This window comes from Amycolatopsis sp. WAC 01416, from assembly GCF_003947485.1.
Classification (GTDB): Bacteria; Actinomycetota; Actinomycetes; order Mycobacteriales; family Pseudonocardiaceae; genus Amycolatopsis.
The window spans coordinates 19,572-39,935 of sequence record NZ_QHHX01000005.1; the positions used below are offsets into that span (position 1 = coordinate 19,572).

A 20,364-nucleotide genomic window follows, 5' to 3' on the forward strand; every position below is an offset into this window, starting at 1 on the left:
TCATATCTCCGAGGTCAGGAACCGGGCCAGGGTTTCGATCGAGCGGCGCAGCTCCGCGGGTGACTGGTCGAGGTCGAGGGCGTGCTGATGGACGGTGATGCCTGAATGCCGGATCCGGTGCGACGCGCGGGCACCGTTGCCTTTGGCGTAGATGAGATGGCCGGTCGGCAGATCGAGTGCCGTGCAGTAGGCCAGCATCTGATACAAATCGGCGTCGGGAAAGCCGGCTGGCCGCTCGGCCTTGTACTTGGCGTCGGCCACGGCGAGCGGTGTGCCATCGGCGGAATAACGGACGAAGTCGGGAATGATGCGGACAGCCTTGTGTTCGTCGAGGAAGTGCCGGGCTTGGAGTACACAATAGCCTTGGCGTTCGGCCAGTGCCTCGCGAAGTGCCGCAGTGACGAAGTCTTCGAATACTCGTGCCATGTCGAAAATGAACCCACTCACCGTCACATCGCCGGGGTGGTGTTCAACTGATGCTCCGCGAAGAACGATGTCAGCCAGCCGGAGCGCCCGGTGATATCGGGCATTGAGCCGGCTGGCATACCACGTCGGCGGCTTGCCGCCGCGCTGGAGCGGTGTGATCCCGCTCAGCCGGGCGCGTAACCTGAGTAGTTGTCCCCGGGCGGCGGCAGGAATCCCGTCCGGCAGCCGGAGCAGCCTTTCGCAGGCGGCCAGGATCAACCGATTTTCGGCGATGTCGTCGGTGAACTCGTCGCGCGTGAGTTCCAGCGGGACCAGTCTTCCGTGATGCCGGCGGGACTGTTCGGTCATCCGGACCCGGCCACGCATCACGATGGCGGTCTCGTCGATACTGCGGTAGCCCTTGAGAAAGCCCTGGCGTAGCGCCTTGTCGGCTTGCGTGGCAAACAGCCGGGCGAGCGCGGGCAACAGGCCTCGATCCTCGCTCACCTGTACGTTCTCGGTACGCCATCCTTTTCCGCTCCGGCTGAAGCCCAGTAGGAAAAGCAGCCTGGCGACCGGAATCTTGGGAGAGATCCGGAGGGAGATCGTGCCGCCGTCCGGCAGGTGCACCTTTGCCGCCCCGACCTTGCCCTCAGCCCGAATGCGCCACTGTCCGGGGGTGAAGGGGTCCGGTGCGGCTTCGACTACGCGTGACAGGGTCAATGCGCGTCCCTCGGCGTCGCTGAGTGGCACCGAGATCGCGGCGCCGTACTCGTCGAGCTCAAGGAACGTCACGATGGTGCCGGATCGGCGTCGGGCGGGGGTGTGATGGCTGAACGCAGTGCGTGTAGACCGTACCGGCGTTCGATATTGACGTCCTCGCCGTAGTGATGTTCTTCGAGGAGCGGAAGAACCTTCGTGCGCCAGGTGCGTTCCAAGCCACCGTCGCGGTAGACACTCCGCTTCATAAGGTAGGACGGGCCGACCCTGAAGTCAGGGTCGGTAATACGGGCGTTCAGTGCGTCGAGAAGGTCTGCAGGCTCGGCGTCCCGGCCTTCGTGCGCGAGCCAGCGGCGTAGCAACCCGCTTGTGGGCTCGAGCCGTGGGGACAACTCGACGAAGGAGAAACGCCGGCGCATCGCGGCATCCACCAGCGCGATGGAACGGTCGGCCGTGTTCATGGTGCCGATGACGAAAAGGTTGGGTGGCAGGGCGAAATTGTCACCCGAGTAGGTGAGCCGGACTGATTTGTTGCGATATTCCAGTAGGAAGTACAGTTCACCGAACACCTTCGCGAGGTTGGCCCGGTTGATCTCGTCGATGACGAGAAAGTGCGGCACGTGCCGGTTGCCTTCGCGTGACGCGATGTCGGCGAGCTCGCGCAATGGTCCGGCTGTGATCCGGAAGGCGACCTCGCGGGTCTTCGAGTCCTCCTGAGGGCGGAAGCCTTCGAAGAAGTCCTCATAGGCATACGAGGGATGGAACTGGACGAGCTTGACCTGTTCCGGGCCGCCGCCGAAGAACTCGGCCAGCTTGAGCGCCAGGTAGGTCTTCCCGGTCCCCGGTGGTCCGTAGAAGATGAGCTGGCGATCGTCCCAGAGCAGGTCCCGGACTTCCCGCAACCACTCGATGTCGTGCGCCAGAACGTCGTTGGCGAGGCCGAGCGTGGGTTCGGGTAGTTCCAGCTCTCGTCTGGCCACCAAAGCAGCGACATCCATGCTGGATTCGCTCCCCGACTCCTTGGCTTCCTCTGCGAGCTCCTGGTCGCTGCGGCCGAGCCCGGCGACCAGCGCCGCTACCGTCGTGAGGTCGACGACGTCCTGCTGGATCGAGAGCTTCTGCTGCAGTTCCTCGGGCAGCTCGTCGTACGGATAGCCGACGCTTTGCCATTCGGCCGGCCGCTGGAGGTTTGATCGTCCACCGTCCGAAGTGACCTGGCTGGCTTTGCCGGTAACTTCCCCGACGTACAGAACGCCGTTGGAAATGGTGCAGACCGTGTCGCCTGGCTTCATCTTGGACAAGAACGCGTGCAGCTCGTCGACGAGTGTCAGCCGCTGGCCGTAGGTCAACGTCGACTCGTAGTCTTCATCGACGAGGGTGCGCAGCTGGTCCTTGGTAAGGTCGTGCCCGATGTCATCGCGCAGGCGAGTGGCCGCGATGCTGACCAGGTCTTTTGGCAGCCACAGCCGCTGAACCAGGTCGAAACCGGCCACATTGGACCCCCGAACGAGCCATGTCCGGTTGGCGCCCTGCGGCTGCGTCTGGAGGAAGTCGGCAAGCGGGTGTCCTTCGGCCGTCTTCCATTCGAGCCAGCCGTTCGCGCTTCGTCCGAGCAGGATCTCGGCGGCGGCCGATGGGGAGTTGCAGGTGATGTCCTTCGTAGTCTCGAGGTAGTCAGGCCAGCTGCTCGATTCGGTGATCCGGCCATCGGCAATGAGCTGCTCGCGGAGCCCGTGAGAAGAGGACATGTGGACCTGGAACGAAGGCACCACATCACGCCGAGCCGGGGAACCGGTGCGTACCAAGAACTTCTGGCTGCCGTTGGTGCCCTTGTCTTCGAGCAGCTCCCCCCGCGCGATCGGGCCGCCGCGGGGCAGACGGAGCTGGAACTCTGGATAGGCCTCGGTCATCAGGTCTCCTCGCCGGTGATGGTTGCAGCGGGATGGCGGGGACCATGGCCGGGCGGCGGGGTAAGAGTGGAGGTGTAGTTCTCGCCGTCGACGAGTGGGCTGGTGAGGGTGAGTCCAGCCGCCGACATCCGGTCGTACTCGGCGAGGATCAGGTCCTTGGTGCGGTAGCTGCCGTACTTGGCGATCTCGTTGTTCTTGAGCCCGCCTCCCGAGTCGGACTGGAAGGTCTCCAGGATGTAGTCCACGTCGGGTTCGTCGATGCCATAGAGGTGGAAGAAATAGGCATCCAGCTCGGCTCGCATCTGTACGCGACGCTCTTCAATCCATTGGAAGGGGGCGTCCTCGTCGCCGAGATCGCGAGCGAGTCCGGACATGTCGTAGGCGGTGTAGACGAGCTCGAGAACTCGCGGAGTGATGAACGATGTGTGCGGCTCCATCATCTCCGGGGTCGGTACAGGAAGCTGCTTCCAGGTCATCAGCGCCATATGAATGCCACCGATCTTCTGGCGGCTCACGTAGTCGAAGACCAGTGAACTCTGTGCCGCGACTAGGGTAGCCACGAGGGTGGGCGGCACATGCGGAAACATGAGTGGGAACGTGTGTACAACAGCTGTGCGCGGTATGAAGGCAGGGATCGAAGTGCGCTCATTGGTAGATGCGGTGACATCGCACCACCCGCAAAGCCAATCATGTTCCCATTTCACTTCTCTTAGTCTTGGGCCAATGCCTGGAACTTCAACGTTTTTGCCTTTTCGGCGAGTTTTAATGTGGTCGCTGGCGTCGACCCAGTTGATTGCGGTGACAAATTTACTCGGGTCGCGCAGTTCGTCCGCGGTTAGATATCGCGGCTGATTCTGCCGATTTACCGCTGTTGGACTCTTGATAACATCAGCGGCTCTATGATTGAAAAAGTCGACCATCTTTGCCTCGTACAGCGGGAGCATTTGGTCGCTGCCTCGCATGAAGGTGCTGTGGTGAAGTTCCCAGCCTTCGCTGATCAGTTGCTCTCGTGTAAAGAGAAGGTCGCCGTCGTTGGCATTCCGGAAGAGGTACTTGAAATCAACGTTCCAAAGCCCTCCGTTTATCAGTTTATCGTCGCTTAGAACTGGAAGGATTCGATAAATGGCGATGGTGAGCTCGGCGTCCCTGCGACTGCGGAAGATGGGAAGTGACCCTGTATTAGGGCTGAGTAGATGAATCTCCTCGGGTGCTAGCGTGAAAACGCGGCTGGGATCGTCGAGATCGCTAGTGTCTGAAAGGAAGAAGGCGAATTCAGCCTCGGGTTCGCGAATTTCGATGCCAGTCAATGAAAGCAGGCAGAACTTTTGGCTCGAGTGGACGCTCTCGAAAATTTTACTTCGATTCTCGAAGTCGTAGAGTAGTTTTACGGCGCCACGTCGAGTGAAGTCGGCGAACAGATACTGGGCGCCTGCGCTAGTTGCAATGGCGGTCGGGATAATGCACCCAATGCGACCATCTGATCTGGTGATCGAGCAGAATTGTTCGACAAATAGTTGGTCTACTTGGAGCTTCGTGACGCCGCCCGCGCTGAGGCCTCTTGCGCAAAGTGAAAAGGTGCCGGAGGCTGCCGCAAAGAATGAAGTGGCCTTTAGTTTGCGTCGCTCAACCCTATACTGATCCCCCGCTTCAGGGTTGTCCGATTCCCATTTTTCTATGCGTCGCTCTCGGGCTATTCCGGAGATCTCGGCAATGGACGGCTCAGCAACACTGAAGTATTTCTTATCTTCGAATTCAAGTCGATCCCACGGCGGATTGCCAAGGGCGCAGGAGAAACCACCCGTCCAGCCGGTACTGGTGTCCACCGCTGAGCCGTCGTCCGTAACGGTGAAGACATCGGGAAAAGCCAGATGCCAGTGAAAGAACTGATACTGCTCCCGTAGTCGCACGATCTCGTCGTGGGTGGCTTGTAGAGCAGCAGACCCGTCGGGGTCCTGCAGAGCACGGAAGACGTCATGGGTGATCGCGGGTGGCGCGGTCTTGGTCTTGTGCCACATGAACGCCGCACACCAGGCATCAGCCACGTGACGAGCATGGCTGTACTCGGCTGAGCTTTCCCATCCGCGGTACGCATCTTCCTGCCGGTGAATCTCCGCCAGTGTGTCCGAGGGCCCTGCGGTGATCCTGCGCAGACTGCTGGCGAAGGTCGCGTTGGCCACTTTGGTGCCGGAGGTCAGGTCGAACAGGCTGTGCTGACCCAGCCGCTCCTGATCGTTCTGCTTGCCGAGGGCTCCAGCATAAGACTTATCATCACCTTCGACCGGCTTGAACGCAGTACTGGGGATGCCGCTTCGGAGTAAAGCCGGTGTCGCGCCGATCAGCCCATTGCCGCGCTTGATGTGAGCGTCGAGGAAGCCAAGGGCCTTCCCGGCCTCCAGCGACTCCAGCCAGAGCGCGATCTTGGCGAGTTCGACGGCCATCGGGTTCAGGTCGACGCCGTAAATGCAGCGCGCGACGACCTCGCGCAGTGCGTGCTCGACCGCCTCGATTGTCGGTTCCGGGTTACCCTCACGTACTGCGGCTACGCGCTTGGCGATCCGGCGGGCGGCCGCGACGAGGAAGTGGCCGGAGCCGCAGGCCGGGTCGCAGACAGTGAGCGAAAGCAGTTCGGCGACAATGCTTTCGGCGGGGTCGGCGAAACCGGCGGCTGATGCCTTCTGCTCGCCGAGTTTCTGTGCGTCGTCGATGACCGGATCCAGAGTCGCGTCTAGCAGCGTCTCGATCAGCGATGCCGGCGTGTAGTAAGAGCCGGTCTTCTTCCGGTCGTTGCCCATGCGGCTGATCAGTTCGAATCTGCTGTCCACGGCGCTGTGCTTAGGTACTAGCTCAAGCAGGGATTCGTAGACCGAGCCAAGTTCCTCGGCTCCGATTCCGCGGTAGTTGACCGCGCGCCAGCGGGTGTCGTCGCGAACCCGGGACAGGTGGCGTACGGCCTCAAGCAAATAGCTATTGGCCAAGGACATCCCTTGCAGCGGAGCGTCGGCATCGCTCTGGTCGAACAGACCACCGAGTCCGGGCAAACCGAGCTCCGGACGTCCGCTCTCCCGGCCCAGCGCATCCAGAACGATCTGCAGCGCCTGATGGAGGTCGGTGTGTGCTGTGCCGCGCCTGTAGTTTGCTTGCCGGCGCAGTCGAGCTGAGGAGAAGTAGGTCGCGTAGCGCCGACGAGTCTGTTCGGTCGTCTCGGGAGGATGGAGCATACCGCGATCCTCCGCGACGAACAGAAAGATCAAACGGTAGACGAGGCGCAGGAGCGCAGCATGGAAAGTGTGGACGTCGAGGGTCTCTCGAAGCTGAGCGTTGTCCGGATGCTTCAGAAAACCGGTGCCCAAGGTGGTGATCGCCTGCTGAACTCCGTCGCGAAGATGGTTGAGCGCACGCGTTCCCGAAGCGATGGCGTCGATGCGCCATTTCTCGAGCCAGCACGTCGACGGCGCCGCTCCTTCGGCGACGGCGAACCTGGTGACGTGCAACAGCCGGTATAGCAGGACGAACTCGCTGAACAGCTCTCCGTCGAAGATCGCTTCCAGATCGAACTCGACGTACGAAGCTGTGGCGAGCGCACTGGAGTCGCGAAGCAGCCGCAGCTGGCGGCCGTTCGTGAGCACACCCCATAGATGAGAATCCGTGCGGTTCAGGAGTTCCTGGACCAGCGACTGGGGTGGCACGGTCCCGGCGCCTCCTGGACGTTTGTCCAGCGAAGCGCTCCATGCTGTCAGGTGGACAGGCACGTGATTCCAGCGGTGGCTGACCGCGAACGTCTTGGTGTCGTCGTCGGACGTGATGCCCCCGGATCCGAGCGTTATCAGCTCGCCGAAACCGAACTCGTGGAACAGCGGCAGGAGCCACTGCGCGGCAGCCAACCCCGTGGGGTCCGCCGGCGTGTCGGCCTCCGGTGCTGCGGGGAGTTGCTCGCGCAGGTCGGCCCAGATCGATTTGAGATAGTCCCAGTGGCGTTCAGCGTCGTCACGAACCGAGCGCGAGCCGATGACGCGGTAGTCAGCCGGTTGGCATCCCTGGACGTCCTTGCCTTCGGAGATGCGCACCAGCATGTCGGCGGGCAGCAGGCCGCCGATGGTGTGGACTGCGGAGAAGACCTGGTTTCGGGCGACGGCGGACATCAGGCGACTCCTCCAGAGACCGGCAAGTACACGTAGGCGCCGAGGATGTCGGCCGGCTTCTGCGCGATGACGTTCACGCCTCGGACGATCTCGCCCGAGGCGCTTCGGACTCGACGATGCGATGCGAGAAGCTCGGCCGCGAGTTCGTCCCCGTAAGCCTCCAGATGCGGCTTGGTGGCGTCGATCGCGTCCAGCACCCGACGCATGGTGCGGACACCGAATTCGCGGTCGGTGTTCTCGTCAGCGGACAGGTTGAGCAACGCGAGCGCGTCCTCCGTGGTGAGCCAGGTCGCCGCGGTCGGCGCTCCCTGGAAAGCGACCAGCCGAGCGTCCTCGGCGACCAGCTGTCGCTCACCCGCTCTGGAAGGCAGCGTGAGATGGAAGCGAAAGCGCGCGAGTAGCAGCGTAGTGCGGGTCTCGACGCCCTTCGTGCGAATCACGCCACATCGACGAGCTGGGCGGGGACCGCCAACCTTGTCGTCCAGTGCGGCGTTGAGGACGTGGCCCGCGATCGCGCCGACCACCGGATCGGTGCGCACCAAGGCAGCTTCGCCGCGCGCCACCGCTGCGGTGGCTCGGAAGGGCACTGGACGCCCTCGTTCGATGGCGTTGCCGCCGACCACCGGCGCGAGGGCGTCTCGCAAGCCGATGGGCGTACCGCTCATGTCCGCTGTGAAGCCATTGTCGTCGTCCCGCAGGACGGCTTCCAGTGCGGTCAGAGTCTGCCGGGTGAAATCACGGACCTCGTCCGCGCGCCCGAGGGTCTCCCGGATCGCCACGACCTCCTTGGCGACTTCGTCGGGACGGATCGTGCGCTGGGCGAAGCGCGAACGCGAAGTCGTTTCCCTTTCGGCGGCCGATTTCCAGTCCGCCTCCAGCGCTACGGCCCTCTCGCTGATCGTCTCGACGTCGAACAGGCTCGCCTGCTCGGAGCGTTCGTTGCGCATCAGCAGCCACTCGACGATCGCGTCGGTGACACCGGAAGACGCCGCGTCGGGGACCGAAACCGAGATTCCCAGGTCCTTGCGAATCTGCCGGTGCTTCTTGATCAGGACTTCGAGGACCTTGCCGTCGATGCCGTTGTCATTGCCGTACAGGGTGATGACCTTGACGGTGTCCCGTTTCTGGCCATACCGGTCGACGCGGCCTTCCCGCTGGTCGTGTCGCGTCGGGTTCCAGGCCAGGTCGTAGTGGACGACGGCGTCGAAGTGATGCTGGAGGTTCACTCCTTCGGACAGGCAGTCAGTCGCCACCAGCACGCGACGAGCGGCGGCGTCCTCGCCTGCCTCCTCGGCCAGTTCCTCGATGCGCTGGAGGCGCTGCTGTGGAGACAGAGTGCCGGTCACGGCGTGCACGACGGTCTTTCGGCCGAGCTTGCCCTCAAGATGTTCGGCGACGTATTCAGCGGTCGGGATGTACCGGCAGAAGACGATCGGGTGATATCCGTCGGCGAGGAGCGCCTTGAGGTGCTTGATCAGTGCGGCAAGTTTCCGATCCTCGTCGGTGCCCTCCAGCAGGGCTGCGCGTTCCGCCAATTCGGCGAGTCGGGCTCCGGCGTCCTCCGTCTCGGCCCCGGGAGCGACGTCGAGACCTTCCAACGCGTCGGCATCGGACGAGTCGCGGGTCAGCGGGGCGCCCAGCCGGTCGGCCTCTTCGGCGGTGGCCGCCGTCGCTGTCGCCGACCGGGTCCGCAGCGTTTGGGTGGCGGCCCGCGGTGACGACACCAGGGACCGCAGCAACGCGATCGCCGACCACCAGGCGATCCTTGCCTCACGTTTGCCTCGGTCGCCGGCGGCGGTCACGCGCTCGCCCGCGTAGGCGATCGCGTCGTCGAGCAACGCCCGGTAGGCAGGTGACAGTTTGTAAGTCTCGTCCTTGAAGTAGCGGTCGGACGGGAACGTGGTGTCCTCACGCAGGCTGTCGTCAGCCAGGCCGTCGTGCGTCGTGAGGAACTGGCGAACGTCGGCTCGTTTACGCTGCACGAAGTGCGCCGCAAGCACTCGACGACCTGCGTCGGTGTCCAACTGGGCCGCCGCGAGCTGTGGTTTGACCAGGCCGAGCAGTGCGCGAAAGGCGCTTTCCTTGCCACTGTGAGGAGTCGCGGTGACGAGGAGCAGGTGTCGCTCGGCGTCGGCCGCGACCTTCTGAAGCAACTCATAGCGGAGCTGGTTCTGGGTCGAAGTGCTGTCGTCGGCGACGACGCACGTGTGTGCCTCGTCGACGATGACCAGGTCCGGGCAATGCTTCACGAAGTCGTCCCGATGCCGGGTCGACTTGATGAAATCCGTGGAGACCACCACGTGCGGATGCTTGTCGAACAGCGACTGCCCCAGATCGAGCCCGCGTTCCAGTTTGGACACTGTGGAAGCCAGTACCAGCTCTGCGTCGATGCCGAATTTGGTGCGCAGTTCCTCCTGCCATTGCTCTGCCAATGCGGGAGAGCACAGCACCGCAAGTCCTCGTGCGCTTCCCTGGGCGAGTAGCTCGCTCGCGATCAGCCCGGCCTCGACGGTCTTGCCGATGCCCACGTCATCCGAGATCAGCAGTCGCACGACTCGTTGACGCAAAGCCATCATCAACGGGACGAGCTGGTAGGCCCGCGGCTCGACGGCGATCCTGGCCAGCGAACGGAACGGCCCGGCGCCGGAGCGAAAGCCGATGCGCAGCGCTGAGCGAAGCAGGCCCGCTGCGAGGGCGTCACCGAGGTCGTCGGCGGACGGCGGCTCGAACTCGGCACTGCGGACTTCCTCGAACGCCGGAAAGACCGCCGCGATGTCGTCGTCCGCTCCGCCCAATGGTCGCAAGACGAGCATGTCAGCGTCACTCTCCGGCAGGACTACCCAGTCGCGTCCGCGAGCCGATACCAGGGAACCTGCGGTGTAGGTGGTCATCAGTGTCATGGTCTCTTTCGCTACTCAGACGCCCACGCCGGGCCCGAAGACACGCTGGTACTGCTTGGCGACCGCTGACCAGTCGCCGTTGTGCGGGAACCGCACCACATCCCAGCCTTTGTCGTACAAACGTTCTTCCGCGTCCTGATCACGTTGTGCAATCACGGAATCTTCGTGCACCGGACCGTCAACGAAGACCGCGATAGGGCCGCCGTCAAGCCGATAGATGTAATCAGGCCGGGCCAAAGCCTCGGGTACGAAGGTCTGTGCCTCATCGGGCAGCCGCAGGCCGTGTTCCTTGAGCCATTCGACGAGGGTGCGTTCGAGCCGGGTTTCCGCCTGACCGGCCAGCCGCGTCAGCTGCTCCGAACGGGATTCGCCGCGGCCCGTCGTGATGGCACGCGCCCCGGCGAGCCGCACCAGTAGTTCGCGAACAGAGTGCCGGTCGATTGCTCCGTGGCTGGCTTGGTTCCCGTAAGTGAGCAGACACTCGTAGCAGCCTCGTGCGCAGAGCCGGTCAGGGTGCGGGCCGCCGCGGTCGGTGCCATCGGGCTCGAAGTGACAGATGTCAAGTGCGACAGCGGCGGCCTTGCTCAGTGCATCATGGTCGGATTGCAAGAGACGCAGTACGCCTGCACCGCCCTCGGCGGCTTCGGTGAACAGAAGCCTGTCGCGAGGGCCGTCGTCGGGCGGCAGCAGCTCGCTGGTCAGCTCGGAGTCCTCCAGCTCGAAGGCCGCTTCGACGCCGCGCTCGAGTGCGTACATGAGTGAGAGCGCGACGGGCTCATCCAACGGATCAGCTAGCTTGACCACGAGGATGTTGCGGCGGTCTTCGACGTAGGGAAGCACGCGCTTCTTCCGGCGCGACTTGTTGTCGTCGGCATCGATGACCGGCATTTCACTCGAGTCGCCGGACGCGTCGGCGGCGTCGCGTTCGTTCATCCAGCGGCCGTCCGCCGGGTCGAGCCAGAATCCGTCCGGTTCGTCCTCTTTCGCGCGTAAGCGGCCGACGTTGGTGATCCGCACCGTCGCCGAGTCGCCGTAGGTCACGGTGGCAAGCTTGCCGTCGTCATCGGTGATCGAGGCGTCTCGCCGCCCAGGCCGAGCACCGTGGTCGTGGAACCGGTAGGACGTGACCAACCGGAACCCCGCGCGCCGGCGTTCCTCTTCGTCGGAGGAGATCCGCTCTCGTTTCCTGGTGTAGACCGTGTGCAGCTGCAGCAGCCCGATCGTGCGCTCGCGCAACGGTTCGTTGCACATCTGGCAGTTGTCGGCGTTCTCACGCTCATCGTGGTGGTATCCACATGCAACACAGCGCCTGGCGCTGGTGGTGACCACATCGCCGGTGGCGTCCGGGGGCAGCTGGATGCGGGTGACCTGGTATCGGGCGCCCTCGTGGTAGATCAGCGCACCGGGCCCGAACTCGCGGATAGCGAGAAAACGTGGGCGTTGGAGATAGTCGCCATCGCCGAAGCGGCGGCCGGACATAGGGATGTAAGCGGCCAGCGGCAGCCGTGGGAAGGAGTAGCCGGGCAGAAAACCTTCACTGGCGAGATAGCGGTACGGGTTGAAATCGGACAACACGGAATTGCTGTCGACACTCTCGTTCTTGAGCAGATTGAGCTGAGTCTCGGCTTCCCGTCGGCGACCGACGGCGATTCTGCGGTCACGCTCGGAAAGAGTGTGGTCCAGCACCCGGCGGTTCTGTTCGGCTTGGTCCCGCAACGCGGCCTTGAACAACTTGCGCCAGCGCCCGAATCCCCGGTCGAACTGCTCAGCCGCACCACGAGCGGTGTCTTCAAGCCATTGGTCGTGCCACCACGTCGTATCCGCGAAATCAGTCCGCAACTTGCCGAATACCTCCCGTGCGGCCGCTGCGGCGCGCCGTTGCGCCTCCGGGTCACGCCGGGTCACATCGATGTGCTCGTGCAGTGGAAGGGCCGGGTCGGGCATCCGCGCGTCTTCGTCGTAGCTGACGTCGATGATCTCGGGGATGGCGCGCCCCAACTTGAGGCCCGACTCGGCCAGCCAGATGGCTTGGACGTGCGAGCGCACCAGGTCCTCGTTGGTGAGGTCAAGGCGCGGCCGGGTGATGATACCGGCGACCATCCGGTCTGAGCGGCGGAAGTAGTACTGGTCGTGACTGTTCCCGGTGGCACAGTAGGTGGTGACCAGGGCAGGCTGACCGGACCGGCCCGCCCGACCGCTGCGCTGCGCGTAGTTGGCGGGCGTGGGTGGCACATTCCGCATCATGACTGCGTTGAGCTCGGCGATATCGACCCCCAGCTCCATCGTCGGAGAGCAGTAGAGCAGCTTGAGATCGCCCTTGCGAAAGGCGTCTTCCCGGCGTTCTCGTTCCAGCGGATCGACCTGCGCGGTGTGCTCCCGGGCGGCGAGTCCACCCAGCGCGCCGGCGGCGCTCCGGTAGAGGTCGCGGAAGAAGGTGTTGACCCGCGGTCCGTCACCACTGGCGTAGGTCCGTGTCAGCGGGTCGTGCGCACCGGTTTCTCCAGTCCCCGCTTTCCAGATGATGCTTCCGGCGGAGACGCGGTAGCCGGTGACGGTCGAGTCCGCTGAACGCTGGAATCGACGGGCGCGCTGCGGTGCCGCCTCCACCTCCGCCAGCAGTCCCGCGTCCTTCAGTACCTTGAGGAGATCCGCAATCGCCTGTTGAGTGTCGTCGGTCGACAGCTCCCTGAAGTGCACGCGGCGGAGGTATTTGCCGAACTTGCCGCGGCCGGAAACGAAGAGACCGGCGCGGTCCATCCCGGGTTTGGAACCCCTCGGATAGGTGGTGCCGACCTGGGGACGATCGCTGTGTGACGACAGCACCCAGGGGTCGATGAGGCGTTCTTCGCTGGCTCGTTGAAGGTTGTCGAAATCATCCCGGAAATGCTGTACATCGATGGCGAGCCCGCGGCGCATATGGTCAAGCAGCACCTGCATGATCTCCGAGCGTTGCCCAGGGTCGGCGCCGCGCAGGCTCACCTGGGTCTTGGCCCATCGGTCGTCCTCGTTGGCGAGCCAATCGAGATCCTCGTAGTGGATTTCGAGGAGGCCGGTCTGCTCCAGGTTGGGCATGGTGATCCGCCAGCCCCGCTGCAGATCGGTGTAGAGCCGGAACGCGATGACATCCTGGAGCGTCTTGGCGGCATTGCGCCTCAGGCCCGGGCTCAAGCTCTCGGTGCGCGCGAAGTCGGAGATTTCCAAGCCAAGCGCGTCCGAGACCCGCGATGCGAGCTCCTCATGGCGAATACCGTCTTCGCCTGCCTCGACCACTGCACGATAGAGAGCGGCCCGTAACTGGGTGATCTGGACGAAATCGTTGAAGTGACCTGCTTGAAGGGATGCGTCCTGGCGATTGTCGACGAAGGTGAGAAGCTTGCGCGCCTTCTTGTCGAGGGCCTCGGCGGGAACTTCCTTGAGTGAGCGGACGATCGACGTGGAGACCAGTGAAGTCGCCGACGAGCGTCCTTCCTGGTCGAGAGTGGCGAGCTTGGCGAAGTCCTTGCCGCGGGTCTGTTCGTAACTCACGTTGCAGTGCAGGCAGAACAGAAACGGTGCCGGGATGAACGCCGCGGCCAGTTCGCCGAGGCCCTCGTTGCCGTATGGATCCACCGTGACCGCGAGGGGAAGCCGGTTCTGGAACGAGTCCCGGACGACTTCCTGCCCGTGGTCGTCGATGTCCAGCCAGGATTCGGGGAGCCGGCGGTCCGCGATTGCCTCATCGGGTCGTTTCGGCCATGGGCGGTCCGTGTCGAGGTACAGGTAGCCGTCGCCGGCGCGTCCACCGGTCGCGGTCGTATCCCGGCGTGGTTCGTAATGGAAGCCACCGTCCTTCTCTTTGCGCCAAACGGTCAGGTACTCCTGGCCGCACTCGCGGCAGAACGCGAGGGGCAGCAGGATCTTGCCGTTCGAGCCCGGCTGGACGCGCTGGTAGTCACGCGTGTGATGCCGCGTCTCCTTGTCCTCCAAGGTGACGTAAACCGTGTCGCCTTTGGATAGGAACTGATGCAGCCGGAAGGCGAAGAGCGGGCGCTCAGTGGTGGGGTTCCGTGCCTCCGAACCTGCCTTCAAGGTGCGGCGGATGGCTTCTACGCAGACGTCCTCCGACAGTCCGCTTTCCTGCCCGAGCTCGGTCGCGGCCTGCTCGATCTTAGCGGGCTTCCGCCGGACCAAATGGCCCGACTCGTCGGTAGCGAGGCCGAAACGTGTCTCAATCCAGCGCGCGAGCGGATCCGCCACCAGATCCGCGTAGGCCTGTGGGGCTTCGAGAGTGCTGAGCCGTTCGATCGGGATGGTGGCGGGTGCTTCGTTCGTGGCGCGCACGAGCGTCTCGCCGATGACGTTGTCCGGGCTCACGTCGGTGCCGAAGAGGGTGGTCGCTACCGACGCGACGACCTTTTTCTGATCCTCGAAAGTGTTCTCGCTGGACATCGTGGCGGAAGTACCCACGCACTGCACATGCTCGGCCTGGCAGGCTTCGCGTACCCGGCGGATGAGCAGGGCCACATCCGCGCCTTGACGGCCACGGTAAGTGTGGAGTTCGTCGAAGACAAGAAACTCCAGGCCCTTTGCCATCTTGATCAGCGAGCGCCGGTCGTCGGGCCGGGTCAGCATCAGTTCGAGCATCACGTAGTTGGTGAGCAGAATGTCCGGTGGATTATCGCGGATCTCCTTGCGCCGCTCGTCGCTTTCCTGCCCCGTGTAGCGCGCGTAGCTGACTGGCTCGCGTCCCTTGCCGTAGCCATCGAGAAGGAATTTGTCGAGTTCTTTGAGTTGGCTGTTGGCGAGGGCGTTCATCGGGTACACGATGATCGCGCGGACACGCTTGCGGGCTTGAGGACCACCCCGTTCGCGGTCCTTCAATACCTTGTCGACAATCGGCACGATGTACGAAAGAGACTTTCCAGACCCTGTACCCGTGGTGAGGACATATGACGCGCCGGACTGTGCGACGTCGATCGCCTCACGCTGGTGGCGGTGGAGTGTGAGCGGACGTCCGTCGCACACCGCGCTGCCTTCGGTCTTGCCCGCCTGGAAGATTCGGGCACACTCGCTGTGCAATACCCCGTCGGCCGTAAGCTCGAGAAGAGTTCCACCCGAGGCGAAGAACGGGTTCAGCGAAAGCCAGGGGTCCGGCCACTGCGATTTCGCGTCCAGATCGCTTTCGACGAACTCCTTGATCCGCTCGTCGCGGATGATGGTCCCACCCTCGGTGAAGTCGCGGTAGTCCTCGATGAGCTTCCGGTGCACGCCGAAGACGTCCATGCTCGAAGTGCTCGGACGGGCAACGGAGACGTCTGGCAAAGTGACTGGCTTCGCCGTGTGGCCTTGGGTCAGCCAGTTGACCGGGTTGAAGGCTTCCCAACCTTGCACGGGATCCGACCCCACGGCGAAAGGCAGCAGTTCCTCGCGCACTGCGACGGCGTCGTCTGGGCGATCGGCCGGTGTCTTCGCCAGCAGTCTCGTGATCAGCCGTGCCAGTTCATCAGGCACATCGCTGCGAATGAGCTTGACCGACGGAGCCACTTCGTCGAGGTGCTTCTGCCCGAGTTCGTGCGAAGACGCGCTGTGAAACGGTGGCACCCCGGTGAGGAGCTCGAACAGCACGCACCCGAGGGCATAGAGATCGGCCGCCTGACCGACGGTGGAGGCTCGAAATTGTTCGGGAGCCATGTAGCGGGCCGTGCCGACCGTGACGCCGGTGCTGGTGATCCTGTCGTCCTCGGTGCTGTTGATGATCCGGCCCATGCCGAAGTCGAGGACCTTGACGGCGCCTCCGTTCAGCACCATGACGTTGGCCGGCTTGAGGTCGCGATGGACGACCTTGTGGGCATGTGCCGCGGACAACGCGTCCGCGATCTGTGCGCCCAATGCGGCGGCCCATGAGATCGGCAGTTGCGGATGCTCGACGCCGAGATCCCGCAGAGACCGCCCGTCAAGGAGCTCCATGGCGAGATACGGGAGCCCGGTGACGTCCACACCCCCATCGATGAGGCGAGGAAGGTTGGGGTGGTCCAACCTGCGCATGATGAGAACCTCGCGGGCGAAGCGCTCAGTCGCTTTGCCGACAGCCGTCGAGTCGATTGTCGTGCCTGAGCGGCTACGCAAGATGAGCTTCACCGCGACCTCGTCGTCACCATCGGCGTTCAGATCCGCGGCTCGGTGGACTTCGCCCATGTTGCCCCTGCCGATGGGGCTGAGCAGCTTGAACCGGCCTGCGACGGCATCGGGGTTCGCTGGCACTTCCGTCCTCCTGCGCGGTGATCGACAAGTTCCCGCACGCTGTACGTCGCCGGGAACGTGCTTTGTGCAACATGGTACACGAGGATCTAAATTTGGGACCGAGGTAATGCGTTGACAGAGTCAACGCATGTCTTGGTCGTGGGCCGCTGATGTTCGCCGTCGCGTCGTGGGCGTTGAGGCCTGCCGATCGCCGGTTCCCTGCGGCCCGACTCCAACGAGAGTGCACTGCCGACGCCGGGTGGGAGACGGCCGGCCTGCCGGGGGCCCGTCCTCGCGCTTAGGCGGTTCCGATCAGGCTCATCGTCGTTCTGTATGTCGTTTCGTTCCTGACTCTGCCCGTTGCGGAAGACTTCACGCGTGGGTGGGCGGTCGAACGCGGCCGGATCACCGAGTGGTTGATCTGCACGCTGGCGGGGTAGACGACAAGAATGTGAGTGCGCCGAGCCGGACGCCGGTGCCCGTGAGGTTCCAGAGATCAGTGATCCGACGGGCTCGCGGTACTGCATGAGCCTCTTGATCAGCAAGTATGCCGACTTGCTGAGGCGCGCGTTCACGTAGCCACTCGGAGGCGCGCAGCAGGTCCGCGGCTCGCTGGGTGAATGGGTGGACACGCTCGAGCGTCGCGCCGGCACCAGTGCCGAAATATCGATGGCTGGCGCGCTGGAGGCTGCGGAGCGGTGGCCTTGCGTCGGTTCCGTCGTGCTCACGAGCGTTCCTCCCCTTTGCAGCTGCGTCGTCGTCCGACAAATGGTCCGCTGGATGCGGCGCAACGATCGGTACGTCGCTCGAAGACCACAGTTGTTCGCCCCAGCCGCCGCCCAGGTTGTCCGTGGCACAACTTCTAGAGGTTTCGCCACCAGGCGGAGATGCGTTCGGCGAGGCTGGGGCGGCGCTGTGTGGGTGGCGGTGCCCACAACGGCGGCTGTGGCGGGGGCAGAGGCGGCGTGGGTGGTGTCGGTGTGACGCGACGCGCCGGAATGGGCGCAGGGCTGGGATTCGCAGGGGGTGGCGGCGCCTGTTTCGGCGGTGAGGAAAGGTTTTTGTGGCCGGTGTATTTCGGTGCGAAGAAGCTGTCTATCCGCTCATCGACTGACATCGCTCGGCGTGGCTGGATCTTGGGAGCGCTCTGGGCCGGGTGTCGAGGCTTGACTGGTGGAGGTGCCGTCGCTTCCGTTGCCGACGTCTTCAACGCTCGAAGCTGATCGCTGGACAGAATTTGCAGGGAAGCCGCCCGCTGCATCTCAATCTGCGGATTCGGCTTCTTGCGATTCGGGTTCTGATATTTGGTCAACAGGCCGGTCAAGGAGACATTGGCCTTCCATATTTTCTTGAGGTCGGGGCCAAATTTTGCGATCAGCTCGTTGGTCGCCTTCTCGAAGGCGACGATGATGAACCCTGAGTTGTTGTAATCGCCGATGTTGATGAGGGTCATCCTCTGGCCATATCTCGTTTTCAAGACCTTGATGTAGGTGATCTGCCCGAAAACAGAGGCTTCGTCGCCTTGATGTGCGAACAGGGTTGCCGTGTCGAGGGCGTCGATGCTCAGTGCCCTCCGCACTTGCCGGGGAGTTACCCTGCCGGATCGCGTAGTCGTCGATGCTTGCCCTGCGAGAATTGTGGGTACGTCCGCGAGTGATGCCGCGCAGGCGATCCGCAGCCTTCGTGCCCGGTCCGCGAGCGGGCTCATCTGCTCCAGTCGGGCGAGCAAATCGGATGAATCCGGAAATGCGAAATCGTCCGATGTGAAGAGGATGTTCTCACCGTTGCTGAACTTTGCCCACAATGTCTTGTTCAGCTTGAGGGCGTCGATAGCGAGATCGATGGCGAATGCGCTGAAGATGTCCAGTGAACTGTTGTAGTCCTCCACCCGTTCCGGGTGCTGATAGTTTCGGTGTCCGGATTCGATGGTGCCGAGTGGGCGAAGCTCTGGAAGAAACATGCCATCGTAGTCGACAAGACTGATTTTTCCGGTCGGCTCGACGAGAATGTTGCCATGCTGCAGGTCGCCATGCGCGATGCCTGCCTGGCTCATGCTCTCCGTCGCGGAAGCGATGGCGCGCCGGACCTTCTCCAGCGCTCCGGTCGTGTCGAGGTTGTCCTCGATCCAGTAGTTCAACCGGGTGCCCGTCACCCATGGCATCCGTACGATGGGTAGCCGTCGGCCGTTGACAAGAATGCCCTCGGCGACGTAATCGACGTCGATCAGGAATCGGAGATCCGGTCGGCCCCGTATGAAGCGCGAGATGTGAGCGTAGCGTTCGTCAAGGCGATTTCCCGGCTTGTGAAAGCAACGTACCGCGAACCGCCGGCTGCCTGCGGTGATGCTGTAGGTCAGGGCGAACCCGCCGGAGACCACCGAAGGCATGCTCTGTGAGTTGATCTCGACTTTCCCGGCATGCAGAACGGGATCGAGGAGCGTGTGGCCCGGTACCTGAATCGCGGTTTGATAGTCGTCGAGAGTCGGCAGCTTCATGTCCGCACCACACAGACTGTCGTGTCATCGTTGGCGAGTCCCTGGCCTCGGTGTTCGGTCACGAAGTCGCCAAACCACGCATCCACGATCGGCTCACGGCAGAACAAGGACAGGTAAATGTGGTTTTGAATAAGATACTTCGCGATAGCGTCGGTGGCGAGTATGAAGACGTCCCCAGCCTGGTGCTGGCCGCCGCCGGACCAGATTTCCTGAGCCGGCGGCGTTTCGTCGAGAGTGCGGACGAGTACTGGAAACCTCGAGAATTCATCCGCATTTGAGAGCGGTGCCGAAAACAGCATTTCGCCGTCGCGTAAATGCAGCAGGCATGAATCGCCGATTGCGATGACACTGAACCTGAATTCGGATACCTGGAGCCCGGTGAACGTGGCCGCACTCCCCTGGGCGAGTTTCGCTTGTGCGAACCAAGGAAGATCAGGCTTGAGCACCTCGTGGCGCCACCGATGCCGCAACTCGCGTAGCACGGCCTGGTCGAAAGGATCGAGAAGTTCGGTGGCGTAGGCCTCGGTAAGGACCCTGCTCCAGACTTCTGGCCGTGCGGCAGTCGAGGCGCCGTCGGATATCGCGAAGCGGCCAGCTGCCTTGTTGACAGTCACGCTGTCTTCGTTCTCGTCCTCGCTTCGGCCATACTTGACTGCCGTGTGCTTTGACACGGTCAGACGCAGCCGATCGCGGGGGGACGCAGTCACGTTTGTCAATTCCCGTCGGTGATTTCCTTGAGGCCGCCGGGCGTGACCGCTCGAGTACCGATGTCGAGGAACTCGATGACGCTCGCCGCGTCGGCGTTGTACAGGAATCCGCGGGCACCAGGCTTGATCGCGTAGTTCAAACTCGACGCGGCTTCGGCCATTGACGGCGGGAGTGCGCTCGACATGCCGAACAGCAACGATGCGTACTCGTCCGGCATCCCATCCGCCGTGCTGGGAAAGCAGATGCCACCGTTCGCCGCGCCCGAAATATGGAGGTTGAACACCAGCGCCTGACCGTCCCTGGTCTCGATCTTGCGGATACGCTCGGTGACCGGGCTGGGATCACCGTCGGTGCTGACGCCGTCGGTGATATTGATGAGTATCGGAGGGAAGCTGCTGGGGTTCTTGGCGCACCAATCGGCCAGGGCCTTCTCCGCTGTCGTGAAGGCTTGGACCATCGCGGTCCGGCCGTTGTGTACCGCGTCCACCCAGATCGCCATGTGCACTTGTGCCTCGAACACGCCGCCTGCACCGTCAGGCATCTTCTTCGTGATCCGATCGACGCGCTTCTTGGCATCATTCACGAGGCTGACTGGAAGCAAGGGGCTCGAAATACTCGTGCCGTCGAGTTCTGCGGTTACTTCGGAGCCGTACCCGAGCACGCCGACGTGGAAGTAGTCAAGTATGCGATCATCACCCTTGCTGCACAAGACTACGGCGGTGGACAGAATCTTGTTGACTGCGAGTGCGAGTGCTTGAGCTTTGGAGGTGTCCGTCCCCGACCAAGGGTCTGACATCGAGAATGACTGATCGATGAGCAAGAGCAGGCAAGCGGGTTGCGCACGGTTGACCTCTGCCGAGTACATCTCA

The 20,364-nt window shown here is 63.2% G+C and carries 8 protein-coding genes; all 8 read right to left on the bottom strand.

Features of this window, described 5'->3' with window-relative positions:
• On the bottom strand, positions 1 to 1,200 hold the full coding sequence (locus tag DL990_RS17345; RefSeq protein ID WP_125799293.1) for an McrC family protein: 1,200 nt from the start codon (positions 1,198 to 1,200) through the stop codon (positions 1 to 3).
• The gene (locus DL990_RS17350) at positions 1,197 to 3,035 is read right to left on the bottom strand and encodes a DUF4357 domain-containing protein (protein WP_125799294.1); all 1,839 of its coding nucleotides are present in this window, start codon (positions 3,033 to 3,035) and stop codon (positions 1,197 to 1,199) included. Before DL990_RS17350 ends, DL990_RS17345 begins: the two co-directional genes overlap by 4 nt.
• Positions 3,035 to 7,174: a DNA methyltransferase gene (locus DL990_RS17355; RefSeq protein WP_125799295.1), complete on the bottom strand. Its 4,140-nt coding sequence runs from the start codon at positions 7,172 to 7,174 to the stop codon at positions 3,035 to 3,037. Before DL990_RS17355 ends, DL990_RS17350 begins: the two co-directional genes overlap by 1 nt.
• Positions 7,174 to 10,065: a helicase-related protein gene (locus tag DL990_RS17360; RefSeq protein ID WP_233620499.1), complete on the bottom strand. Its 2,892-nt coding sequence runs from the start codon at positions 10,063 to 10,065 to the stop codon at positions 7,174 to 7,176. Before DL990_RS17360 ends, DL990_RS17355 begins: the two co-directional genes overlap by 1 nt.
• Before the next feature lie 24 nt (positions 10,066 to 10,089).
• Positions 10,090 to 16,314, bottom strand: coding sequence for a protein kinase (locus DL990_RS17365; RefSeq protein WP_125799296.1), 6,225 nt, complete (start codon positions 16,312 to 16,314; stop codon positions 10,090 to 10,092).
• An 841-nt stretch (positions 16,315 to 17,155) separates the two neighbouring features.
• Complete coding sequence (locus DL990_RS17370; protein WP_125799297.1) at positions 17,156 to 18,787, bottom strand: hypothetical protein; 1,632 nt, start codon at positions 18,785 to 18,787, stop codon at positions 17,156 to 17,158.
• A complete protein-coding gene (locus DL990_RS17375) occupies positions 18,784 to 19,494 on the bottom strand; it encodes a protein phosphatase 2C domain-containing protein (RefSeq protein ID WP_370451350.1) in 711 nt (236 codons plus the stop codon). Before DL990_RS17375 ends, DL990_RS17370 begins: the two co-directional genes overlap by 4 nt.
• 5 nt (positions 19,495 to 19,499) lie before the next feature.
• Positions 19,500 to 20,360: a vWA domain-containing protein gene (locus DL990_RS17380; RefSeq protein WP_125799299.1), complete on the bottom strand. Its 861-nt coding sequence runs from the start codon at positions 20,358 to 20,360 to the stop codon at positions 19,500 to 19,502.
• Positions 20,361 to 20,364 lie beyond the last annotated feature (4 nt).